Source organism: Acinetobacter sp. YK3 (assembly GCF_001729365.1).
Lineage (GTDB): Bacteria > Pseudomonadota > Gammaproteobacteria > Pseudomonadales > Moraxellaceae > Acinetobacter > Acinetobacter vivianii.
On record NZ_LZPJ01000013.1, the window covers coordinates 69,924 to 81,759 of the forward strand.

An 11,836-nucleotide genomic window follows, 5' to 3' on the forward strand; every position below is an offset into this window, starting at 1 on the left:
AAATGCAAAATAAAGGTGTTCGCCAATCAATGGCATGGTTACATGCATGGACGGGTCTGATTTTTGGCTGGCTTTTGTTTGCTATTTTCTTAATGGGCACAAGTTCATATTATCGACATCAGATTAATTTGTGGATGCAGCCGCAACTGGCTCAGGTTCAAGTGAATCAGGATACAGCCATCACAACTGCTGCCGATTATCTACAAAAGCATGCTGACGATGCCAAGTCATGGTATCTCAAAGTGGCAAATCACGAAGAACCTGTCAATAAAATGTATTGGCAACAAGCCAGCGGCAGTTATGAAAGTCGTAGTCTGGATGCCAATACTGGTCAGGAATTAAAATTGTCGGCAACTCAAGGTGGAGAGTTCTTTTATAACTTCCATTTTCAGTTGTATGGATTCCCGATCATGATCGGGCGTTTGATTGCCTGTCTTGCCGCTTTCGTTATGCTGGTGGCCTTAGTCTCAGGCATCATTACCCATAAAAAGATTTTTACCGATTTCTTTACCCTAAGAACCTTTAAATCGCAGCGTTCCTGGCTGGATTTTCATAATGTTTCTTCGGTACTCGCACTTCCCTTTTTCCTGACCATCACCTTTACAGGCTTGGCGATTTTCTTCTATCTCTATTTACCATGGGGAATGCAAAAACTTTATCCAGAGAATCCTTATCAGTTTTTCACTGAAATTAGAACGACTGAAAAGAGTGCCACAAATCAAACCGAGCCTCATAAAGCTGAGATGCTACCGATCAGCACCCTGCTGGAAAAAGTAAAACAACAATGGGGCGAACAAGCACTGGCATCAATTGAAGTCAAAAATCCGAATACTGACCAAGCAGTGATTACCTTTAAGCAGTTAGAAGATCGATCAATCACCTTAAATCAGGCACAAATCACCTTTGATGGCACAGGCAAAATTCTCGGCAATACCCGTAATGAAAGTGCAGTTGCCACCCTAAATGCAGGTGTCTATGGCTTACATATGGCGACCTTCGCCCAACCTTTACTGCGCTTCGCATTCTTTTGTTCAGGTATTTTGGGTTGTTTAATGATTGCTTCAGGCCTATTGCTGTGGAGCTTAAAACGTCAGATCCAAAACAAATCTGATCAATTTCATTTCGGTTACTATCTGGTTGATCGTTTGAATGTCGCTGCATTTATTGGTCTGCCCACTGCAATGCTCAGCTATTTATTTGCCAATCGATTTGTACATGTGACCGAAACCACGCCCAATTATGAAATCTATACATTTTTCAGCGTCTGGGGTTTAAGTTTCATTGTCGCCTTATTGACGAAAAAGCAATATTTATGGAAATCACAGGTAATAATTTTTGGATTAGTGGCTTTGATTCTCCCTCTTTATAACTTGCTCTATCTCATCAATCATCAGTTCATCATAGATCTGCAAAGTTATTGGCTATTTTTACGGATTGATTTATTCCTACTGGCCTGTGCCTTGTTTGCTGTATTTATTTTTAGAAATATCCAACCGATTCAGGAAAAATCCGCTCAGAAGATCAAAGCAAAATTAGCCAAAAATGAGGTGAAAGCATGATTCTTTTGAGCCTTGTATTGATACTTGTTGGAATGTTCCTGCTCTATAAATGTAGTTCTAAGCAGATGAGTAAATCAAAACAACAGTTTGTCATTCGCTATCAAATACAGCTCAAGGTACTGGCTTATCTATGCTTTTTGCTTGCAGGTAGCCTGCTTTGTTTAGAATATGGAAGTTCGATTGGGTTCGTAAGCTGGTGGATTTTCGCAACGCCCGTGACTTTCTTATTGGTACTCTGGGTTAATGAGCTTAAACCCGTAAAAAAATAAAATGAATCCGTCAGGCAACTTTTAGCTCCACTTGTAAAAAGTTGCCTAAAAAACCATAACTCAGTGATATATTTTATTTATAAAAATCATTATCCCTTTGCTGACAACGTCCAAACAGATTCCAGCCTGCTTTATCTAAATAAAGCTTTTGGTATTTTTATTCTGTCATTGCACCCTTATCTCTTAATCCAAAATAAATTTTAAGAGAACCTATCTTTTTCTTTAGCGTTTTTTTGCATAAGTAAATCACTATTCATCACAACGAGTTATCTAAAAAAAGCATAAGATATGCTGATTTTTGCATATTTAGGCATATTGTCGATGTTTGGTCCTATTGAATTTATTATGGCTGGGGTATTGGTTGGCTTCTGTGTTGGTATCACAGGTGTCGGCGGTGGTTCTTTAATGACCCCAATCCTGATCAGTCTATTTAAAATCGAACCTCATATCGCGATTGGTACAGACTTGTTATATGCCTCGATCTCTAAATTTTGCGGCTCTATTGTCCATGCTAAAAAACTCAATATTGTCTGGCCGATCGTACTCTGGCTAGCATTAGGCAGTATTCCAGCATCATTTGCGACCTCTTGGGCACTCGAACATTACCTAAGTCAATCCACGCATTATAAAGCTGTGCTGACTATGGTTTTAGGCTTTATGTTGACCTTGACCGGTATTTCAATTGTCTTTCGTGCACAAATTGAAAAATTCTTTGACCGTTTCCGTAACCGTGAACAAGCGAATATGGAAAGCGAACAACATGCTTTGCAACACAAACGTCATTACATTGTCATCATGGGAATCGTATTAGGTATCTTTGTTACCCTTTCATCAGTGGGAGCTGGTGCCTTTGGTATCATGGCTTTAGTTCTAATGTTTCCTAACTTGCCGATGATCCGTATTATTGGTTCAGACGTGGTGCATGCCGTTTTACTTACAGCAGTTGCAGGCCTTAGCCATATGTCTTCAGGGAATGTCGACTTTAGCCTGTTGATGTGGTTATTGGTCGGTTCTATCCCTGCCATTATTGTCGGGACTTTAATTAGTTCACGTATGCCAGAAAGGCTGATTCGTAAAATTTTAGGGATTACCTTATTTGCTTTGGGCGTGAACTTTATTGTGAACCCTGTGAAAGCCAAACCGAAGCCAGTTGAGACTCATCAGGCTGTCGTTGTACAGCAGACAAGTCATTCAACAACAATTGTTTAAGCCAACAAATGCCGCTGCTTTCTGCATAAATTATCGTTATTGCTAGTTAATCAGTCGGCATTTCATGCTATATTCGCAGACAAAATAACCTCTTTTTTCGATTGAATTTGTGACAGCAATGAATACTCTACAGTCAAATCCAGTTTCTCAGCCCGATATCGATGATGTAAACATTAAAAGCATTCAAACGCTGATTACACCAGCAGAATTGAAAGCTGATCTTCCATTATCTGAGGCTGCGTCTCAAACTGTGTTACAAGGACGTGCTACTGTACGTAATATTTTAGATGGCAATGACAAACGTTTGTTTGTCGTGATTGGCCCGTGCTCAATCCACGATCCTAAAGCTGCACATGAATATGCTGATCGCCTGAAAGTCCTGAGCGAAAAAGTAAAAGATACTTTATATCTAGTGATGCGTGTTTATTTTGAAAAACCGCGTACCACTGTGGGCTGGAAAGGTTTAATCAATGATCCAGATATGAATGACTCATTCAATATTGAAAAAGGCTTGCACATTGGTCGTGGCTTATTGATTGATTTGAATGAAAAAGGATTACCTTGTGCAACTGAAGCACTTGATCCGAACTCACCACAATATTATCAAGATTTAATTTCATGGTCTGCAATTGGCGCACGTACCACTGAAAGTCAGACTCACCGTGAAATGTCTTCTGGTCTTTCATCACCTGTTGGCTTCAAAAATGGTACCGATGGCGGCTTAACCGTTGCAACCAATGCGATGCAATCGGTTAAACATGGTCACAGCTTTTTGGGCCTGAATGAAAATGGTCAGGTTGCGATTATCAATACCAAGGGTAACCCATACGCACACGTAGTATTACGTGGTGGTAATGGTAAGCCAAACTATGATGCAACATCTGTTGCAGAAGCAGAAGCTGCTCTAGCAAAAGCGAAAGTGAGCAACAAGATCATGATTGATACCAGTCATGCCAACTCAAACAAAGACCCGTACTTACAGCCTTTGGTTTTGAAAAATATTACAGAACAAATTCTGGATGGTAATAAATCAATCGTTGGGATTATGGTTGAGAGTCACTTAAAAGGTGGTCGTCAAGATATTCCAGAAAATCTGTGTGATCTTGAATACGGCAAGTCAGTGACTGATGGCTGTATTGACTGGGAAACAACTGAAAAAGCATTGCTAGAAATGCATGAAGCGTTAAAAGACGTATTACCAAATCGTTAATCTTTAAATAGATGTAAAACAGGCTCTTATGGGCCTGTTTTTTGTTTTGAATTACACTGATATCTTTTGAATAAGCCTCTTTTTTTCATTATACTGCTGCCACATTTCCCCTACGACGTATCGCTGATATGAAGTCCAGTTTTCGTCAACATTTGCTTAAGTGGCGTGCCTCTCTTGGCGCGGTGACTTTGCTGTGTTTACTCTGGCATATCTTCTTACCAACGATGGTCCATACAGGTATCGTACCTGCACTTTATGCAATGCCAAGTCATTGTCAGGTGACAGTGATTCAAAATGCATCATTGATGACTCAGACTCACGCAGGCCACCAGTCACATGCAATGCATGACATGCACCATACCCAGCAACTGCAAAGCTCTAAACATGCACATCTTAGTGATCATGCACAGGAAGTTTTTGCGCTTGCCAGCCAGATCATGAAACATTGTCCTTTGTGTACACATGGCCTTGATGCTGCTGTTCTCATCCCATTGATTGCATTTATTTTTATTTTTCTACTGGCTTGGTTTAGTCGTGTACGCTGCCTCTGCTATTCGTGGACAGAAGATCTGCATATCCCCCGCATCTTTTATATTTTCCCAACTAAACAAGCCCCGCCACTCACTTTATAAATCGCAAATTTTACTTCGTGCCCAGTTACAACTACGGCGCGTCCTTATGTATTGCTTTTTATAGAGTTCAAAATGAATACTCAATTCCGTTTGTCTGTATTAGCGGCTGCTTGCCTTTCTGTCAGCTATAACTCCGTTGCTTTTGCTGAAACTGTGCCGTCTGATACGACCAAAACCTTAGCCACCATCGTTGTGACCGCCAGTCGTGAAGGCGAATCAATTAATAATACCCCTGCTGCGATCAGTAAAATCGGCAGTCAGGATATCGAAGATAAACATGCAACATTCATCGGTCAACTGGTCAATCAAAGCCCTGGTGTTTTGATGAATGATCTGGGCAATGAACAGCATATGATGTCGATTCGTCAGCCAATTACCACAGCGGCAGTTTATCAATATCTTGAAGATGGTATTTCAATTCGACCTGTGGGCGTGTTTAACCACAATGCCTTGTATGAAGTAAACCTTGCTGGAATTGACAGTATCGAGATCTTGCGTGGTCCAGCCAGCAGCTTGTACGGAAGCAATGCCATTGGCGGAACTATCAACTTCCTGACCAAAGCACCGAGTGCAACACCAACAGCAAATATAGGAATCAGTGCAAGTTCAGAAGGTTATCGCCGTCTGGATATTGATGCTTCTAATACCTTCGCAACTGAGTATGGTGAACAGGGTTTGCGATTATCTGCCTATGCCAGTGATCGTGGTGACAGCTGGCAAGACCATGCCGAAAGTAACAAGCAAAGTGTTACCTTACGACATGACTGGCGTATTTCTGATGCGACGCAAATTAAAAATATTGTGAGCTACAATCACCTCAAAGCAGACATGACAGGCAATTTAAGTCTGGAAGATTACCGTAAACGTCCTGGATATAGCTATCAGACCTTTACTGATCGTGAGGTTGAGGCCACCCGTATTTCTTCACAGCTGAATCACCAATGGAATGATCAGCAACAAAGCCAGTTCACCGTGTATTATCGTGACAATACCACGGAACAAAATCCAAGCTATAGCATCCGTACCGATGTCAAAAATGGTAAACCGACTGGCACATATAGTGGACAGACCACATATAACGCATTTCAGTCTTATGGCTTAAATATGCAGCATTCTGCCACATTGGATCAGGTCAAACTGATTGTTGGAGCAATGGCAGATTACTCACCAAATCAGGCCAAAACCAATGATATTGAGGTTTTTCGTGATCCAGACAGCCTGATTTATAAGGGTTATAAACAACGCCAGTTACTACGCGATTTTAATGTTGACGTCAATAATCAGGCCCTCTATGCACAAGCAAACTGGCAGGTTATTCCGACCTTAAATCTGGTTGGTGGTGCTCGTTATGACTGGATCAGTTATGACTACAGCAATAAATTAACCCCATCAAAAGTAACAGGTGCGCCTGATGAAAAACGTGATTTCCATAAAGCCAGCCCACAAGTCGGTTTTGTCTGGAATATCACGCCTGCTATGGATATTTATAGTAACTGGTCGCAAGGCTTTGTTCCGCCAGAAGTAAGCAGCCTGTACGGCGCAAATCTGGTCACGCCAAATCTGAAAGAAGCGACGTTTGATAATATTGATGCTGGTTTACGCTTCAAACTGCTGGATGACCGTGTCGATGGGGAGATTACCTTATACCGTTTACAAGGCAAAGATGAAGTCATCAATTACACCAAGCCAGATAATACCCGCGAACCACGTAATGCTGGTAAAACCCTGCATCAAGGGATAGAAATTGGCGGCACATGGAAGATCAATGCACTTTATGATCAGCGTTTAAAAGTTTCAGGTAGCTTTGCAAAACATGAATATAAAGCGTTTCAACCCTCAAGTTCACTCGATTACAGCGGCAATACCATGCCAAGCGCACCAAAAAGCTTTGGCACAGTTGAATATCAGATCAAACCGGTTCCTGAATTATTACTTGCTGTAGAAGGTGTCTATGTCGGATCTTACTGGATCAATGATGCCAATACAGAAAAATATGATGGCCATACCTTGCTGAACTTACGCGCTAACTATCGTAAAAATGCTTATGAAGTGTTTGGTCAAGTCATTAATGCCACCGATGTGCATTATGCCGAAAGTACATCTTTTAGCAATAATCAGGCAAGCTACACACCTGCCGCACCACGAACCTATTTATTAGGTTTGCGCTATCATTTTGAAAAATAAAAATGACTGAATAAAAGATATGGCTTCAACTGAGGCCATATCTTGAGGCTTAAATATAAAATGAGACAATAACAAAGCTCAGCATCAAACCCGTCTCACTCAATTCAATTGCAGCACCCACCGTATCACCCGTAATCCCGCCAATACGCTTGATAAAAAGCCCACGTAAATAAAAAATAATGATCAAAAAACTGAATAAGGCGACTAAACCTTTCCATTTGAATGCACAAAGCAATGCTATTGTAATGACAAAAATCATCCATATTGCTAGTCGTGGCATATTCTCAAGCATTGAACTTGCCAGTCCCTGCGCACGTACATAGCGTGTCGTGAGAAATAAAAATAGTGGCACACTGCGTCCAAGCATGGGCAATACAATAAGAAATGCTTCAAGCTTTTGTTCAAGCAACACATAGAGTGCGACAAATTTAAGCAGACATACCGCAATCAGGCTTAATACCCCGATCGGGCCACACGCTGGATCTTTCATGATTTTCAGGGTTCGTTCTGGATCACCAAAGCCACCCACCCATGCATCTGCGGTATCCGCGAGTCCATCAAGATGTAGGCCACCAGTCAGCCAGATCCATAGCACCAGAATGAGCCCTGCACTGAACACAATAGGAAGTTTTGCCAATATAAGCGCGAACGCAAATAACATCAGTCCAATCAATAAGCCAACGACAGGATAAAACAGCAATGCCTGACTATTTTGCTTTGCACTTGGCATATTTTTTAGTTCGATCGGCAAAACCGTCAAAAATTGCAAGGCAATCCAGAAAGGTGTCATGCGAAACAGCTCAATTCAAAAGATTTATCATGAAATGATTATGAAGAAATAAAATTGGGAATAGCAAGCGATTCCCAAATGAAAATATAGAATAAGTCAGCTTATTGAATTTGATAACATTGTTTCAGCTTCAAATAGTCATAATAGAAGCTGTTATTGCTATAACGCGCATAGTTACAGTCTGGCTTAAACAAGGTCTCTTTTTCGTTATAGAACATCTTCACCAAAGTTGTTCCTTGTGTATTCTGGTAAATATCCCACTGTAAGTTTGCAGCCATTGGCGACACAAACTCACCACGCCATTTACTATGGGTATAATTATAAGTTTGACGTAAAGGCAGCGGCTGCATCATGTCATGCAATTCCAGACTGGTTGCCAAAGGAATGATGATTTCGGCATGTGCAAAACGTAATACCGCACGATGCGTTTGCTGCTTATCAACTATCGCATCGACCTGTTTAAATAGATCCTGTTTTAAGCCTTGGGCAATTGCACTAGTGACATTCTTCGATTCAGTAAAGCTTGGCCCTTTGCTATAAAAATCATTGGCATCGTTAAATTCAGCGTAAAATTTTGCGGCTTCTAACGGCATATATTTATCAAAATCAATATTTTTTAGCTCTGTTTGCATGCCCCCAGCAATTGAATATAACTCATACACATACGCAGCGGCATCCACAGCACTGGCAATGGTATTTTTGCCTTTACCTTTTTCGGTAATGCTTTCACCATTTGGCGCTGTCACCGTATAGGAACCCGTATTGCTAAAAAGATATCCTGCCGAGCCTAATTTTTGAATAAATTCTGATTTGAAAATAGGAGTAAGCACATTCATGGCAATCTGTTCAGCTTTGCTATTTTGGGCAAGTTCACTTAGTTTATTTGCCAAATCAGCATCATCTTCCTCAAACTGCTGATAAGCCTGACTTGCATCATAGATTGCCTGTTGCTGTGTAGATAAGGGTTCAGTTAAATCACTGTCCTTATTCAAGCTGTGAAAATACAGTTTAAAACGATCTACGCCTCCATCTTTAACTGATGGCACACTGCTGCTGGCCAGACTAGTATAGGTCATTGGCGTAATCTGGTTTTTAAGCTGTGGTTGCTGCTGAATCAGTTCAGCCGTAAAGAATTTCGCACTATCCACAGCACGATCAACACCTGAACTTTGCACTAAAATTGAAGCAGGCTGTGTCGAAGCGGTTTTAAACAGATCTGGTAAGCGCTGTAATAGACGATCTGCAATACCTCGATGCTCCTGGATACCTTGCATGCTTTCATTGCCATATCCGAACTGACGAATCCCTTCCACGCCATAGCCCAACAGGATATTGGCCTTCATCATACTTTCCAGATCAGTCCCCAATTGCCCCCCTAACGGCGTTAAGGCGTTTTCTGCTTTGGCCTGTTTCCACAAGTTATAAAGTGCCAAATCATATTTGATACTCGACAAACCTCTAGAGCCATGACGTGCAACTAGCTCAGTAAAGACGGGTTGAAAACCTTGTGGAATAGCTTCGTATTTTTTCAGATCTTGCTGCGGTTGATACGGTGTTTTTGTTTGATAATATTTTGATTGTGGCGTGGTTTCAGGTGATGGCTGACTTTGTTGATGATCATCGTTATTACAGGCTGCCAATAAAATGCTTACGCATAACATACTGCTTTTAAATAATATATTCATGAAGGATTTGATTATAGGTCAAGAAATTGACCTGTATCATAGGCAGTGGCAATGACAGTTCGATTACAGCTTTCTGCTAAATCATAGCAACGACTGGCAAAGTCATTTTCCCATTCATTTATTTTCTACAAAATGAATCTCATTGTCGCGATGGATCATCAATTCGAGTGAGTAGATCTTTCCAAGCTCTGCTGGCATTTTTAATAAATCATCTAGCGCCTGTTGACGTGCTAAGCAGGTCAGTAATTTAATTATCCCGCCATGTGTCACAACCAGGGCCCTATGCCAATGATTCTGCTGCATTTCGGTATAAATATGATTCACCCCATACATGACTCGCTGCTGGAACTGGGCAAAGCTTTCCCCATTCGGTGCATGATATTGCGTGGGAAATTGCCAGAAATTTGCCAATAACTCAGGCTCTGTTTCATAAATGGTTTGGGTTGAAACACCTTCCCAATCACCAAAGAACATTTCCTTAATGTCGGAATGAAGCAAAAGTGGTCGTTCTAACTGCTGGGCCAATGCAACCGCAAACTTTTGGCAACGCTGTAAAGGTGAACTGATAATCACATCCCAATGCATCTGCGCATTCAGAGCTTGCTGAGTGGTCGTTTGCATCTGCAACCAACCCTGTTCTGTCAGTTCATCATCCAGATGACCACGCAATGTATGACTAAATGTCGTTTCACCATGGCGTAGTAAATCAAGGCGCAACTTTGTCACCTGTCACGGCTGCTTCAGCAAAAGTCGCCATTTGACTATGTAAAACACAAGCAAGCTGGATCATGGATAATGCAGCACCTGCACCACTGCCTTCCCCCAGACGTAAGTTCATTTTCAAAATAGGCTGCGCATTTAGTTCTTGTAAAACACGTTGATGTCCATACTCAGCTGATTGGTGTCCGAATAACATCCATGCCCGACTCTGGGGTTGAATACGGACTGCGCATAAAGCAGCAACTGAACTGATAAAACCATCCACCACGATTGGTAAGCCAATTTGCGCGCAACGGATATAGGCGCCTGTCATCGCGGCAATTTCCAGACCGCCTACCGCTGCCAGAATGTTTAAGGCATCATTTTTAGCTTCTGTATGATGAAGCTTTATCGCTTGATCAATCACATTGATCTTATGTTGTAGTTGCTGATTGGTAATGCCAGTTCCAACACCTGTGAGTTGTGCAGCATCTTCATTTAACAATAAACAGGCCAAGGCTGAAGCAGAACAGGTATTACCAATCCCCATCTCACCTGCAATAAAAATATCAGCAGCTTGTGCTTTGGCGCGTTCCACGCTGGCCTTACCCAACTGTAAAGCCGCTAAACACTCCTGCTCTGTCATTGCTGCCTGTTCAGCAAAATTGGCGGTGCCTGCACGAATACAATGACGCTCCACACCTGCATATTCATAAGCATCACCGACCGTACCGCAATCAATGACTTGTAAATGTGCTTGATGATGTTTGGCAATGACGCTAATCGCTGCACCACCAGTCGCAAAGTTCTGTAGCATTTGACGGGTCACGGCTTGCGGGTAAGCCGAGATATTTTCAGCAACTACGCCGTGATCACCTGCAAAAATCGTGATCCAGGGTTGCTGAATCTGAGGGTGAACTGTTCCTTGCAAAGCAGCCAGATCAATTGCGATTCGTTCCAGATCACCTAACGCTCCTGTAGGCTTGGTCAGTTGAAGCTGACGTTGTTCAGCTTGCTGTTTTGCATCCAGATCAGGTTGTTGAATCGCCGCTAAAAACCATTGCTCATGTTCAGTCATATTATTTCTCATCTTTTAAAATCATTGGGAAGCCTGCGACACAAAACGTGACCTTATGGACGAGTTGACCCAGTGCCTGATGCAATCGCCCCGCTTCATCCACAAAACGGCGGCTGATTTCTCCCATTGGAACCACACCAAGCCCAGTTTCGTTACTGACCAGAATGACTTGAGCTTGCAGTTGAGCTAAGACTGCCAAAAGTTTTGCGGTTTGTTGCTGTTGTAATGTCGTATCTTCAGACAATAATAAATTGGTCAGCCATAAAGTCAGGCAATCCACCAGAATCAGTTGATTGGGTTGGTCACATTGCAACAGTCGATCAGCCAGATAAATCGGTTCTTCGCACACTTGCCAATGTTCAGGACGTTGTTGCCGATGATGCTCGATACGCTGCTGCATTTCGTCATCCAGCGCCTGCGCTGTGGCAATATATACAACCAACAAGCCAGAATCCTTGGCGATTTGTTCGGCCAAACGACTTTTCCCAGAACGTGCGCCGCCTAAAATCAGTTGCAACATA

The 11,836-nt window shown here is 42.0% G+C and carries 11 protein-coding genes; 6 read left to right on the top strand and 5 right to left on the bottom strand.

The window, feature by feature from the left end:
- Positions 1–2: 2 nt before the first annotated feature.
- From A9Z07_RS02015 to A9Z07_RS02040, 6 genes are all read left to right on the top strand, one after another.
- A complete protein-coding gene (locus A9Z07_RS02015; RefSeq protein WP_069576503.1) occupies positions 3–1,559 on the top strand; it encodes a PepSY-associated TM helix domain-containing protein in 1,557 nt (518 codons plus the stop codon).
- A complete protein-coding gene (locus A9Z07_RS02020) occupies positions 1,556–1,828 on the top strand; it encodes a DUF1634 domain-containing protein (RefSeq protein WP_069576509.1) in 273 nt (90 codons plus the stop codon). The genes A9Z07_RS02015 and A9Z07_RS02020 overlap by 4 nt, the downstream gene beginning before the upstream one ends.
- 321 nt (positions 1,829–2,149) lie before the next feature.
- Entirely contained in the window at positions 2,150–3,037 is an 888-nt protein-coding gene (locus A9Z07_RS02025; RefSeq protein WP_004772078.1) for a sulfite exporter TauE/SafE family protein, read from the top strand.
- Between the two features lie 118 nt (positions 3,038–3,155).
- Positions 3,156–4,247 carry a 3-deoxy-7-phosphoheptulonate synthase gene (locus A9Z07_RS02030; RefSeq protein ID WP_004772077.1) on the top strand — a complete coding sequence of 364 codons (1,092 nt, stop codon included), beginning with the start codon at positions 3,156–3,158 and terminating at the stop codon, positions 4,245–4,247.
- Between the two features lie 128 nt (positions 4,248–4,375).
- Positions 4,376–4,879 (top strand): hypothetical protein, encoded by a 504-nt coding sequence (locus A9Z07_RS02035; RefSeq protein ID WP_069576511.1) that lies wholly within the window; start codon positions 4,376–4,378, stop codon positions 4,877–4,879.
- Positions 4,880–4,951: 72 nt separating this feature from the next.
- Positions 4,952–7,063: a TonB-dependent receptor gene (locus tag A9Z07_RS02040; protein ID WP_069576513.1), complete on the top strand. Its 2,112-nt coding sequence runs from the start codon at positions 4,952–4,954 to the stop codon at positions 7,061–7,063.
- 49 nt (positions 7,064–7,112) lie between these two features.
- On the opposite strand, the gene A9Z07_RS02045 is transcribed toward A9Z07_RS02040, so the two are convergent.
- From A9Z07_RS02045 to cobU, 5 genes are all read right to left on the bottom strand, one after another.
- The gene (locus A9Z07_RS02045; protein ID WP_069576515.1) at positions 7,113–7,853 is read right to left on the bottom strand and encodes an adenosylcobinamide-GDP ribazoletransferase; all 741 of its coding nucleotides are present in this window, start codon (positions 7,851–7,853) and stop codon (positions 7,113–7,115) included.
- A 101-nt stretch (positions 7,854–7,954) separates the two neighbouring features.
- Complete coding sequence (locus tag A9Z07_RS02050) at positions 7,955–9,538, bottom strand: histidine phosphatase family protein (RefSeq protein WP_069576517.1); 1,584 nt, start codon at positions 9,536–9,538, stop codon at positions 7,955–7,957.
- A gap of 114 nt (positions 9,539–9,652) precedes the next feature.
- A complete protein-coding gene (locus A9Z07_RS02055) occupies positions 9,653–10,255 on the bottom strand; it encodes a histidine phosphatase family protein (RefSeq protein ID WP_069576519.1) in 603 nt (200 codons plus the stop codon).
- A complete protein-coding gene (cobT, locus tag A9Z07_RS02060) occupies positions 10,245–11,315 on the bottom strand; it encodes a nicotinate-nucleotide--dimethylbenzimidazole phosphoribosyltransferase (protein ID WP_069576521.1) in 1,071 nt (356 codons plus the stop codon). Before cobT ends, A9Z07_RS02055 begins: the two co-directional genes overlap by 11 nt.
- A gap of 1 nt (position 11,316) precedes the next feature.
- Complete coding sequence (cobU, locus tag A9Z07_RS02065; RefSeq protein WP_069576523.1) at positions 11,317–11,835, bottom strand: bifunctional adenosylcobinamide kinase/adenosylcobinamide-phosphate guanylyltransferase; 519 nt, start codon at positions 11,833–11,835, stop codon at positions 11,317–11,319.
- Position 11,836: the final 1 nt, after the last annotated feature.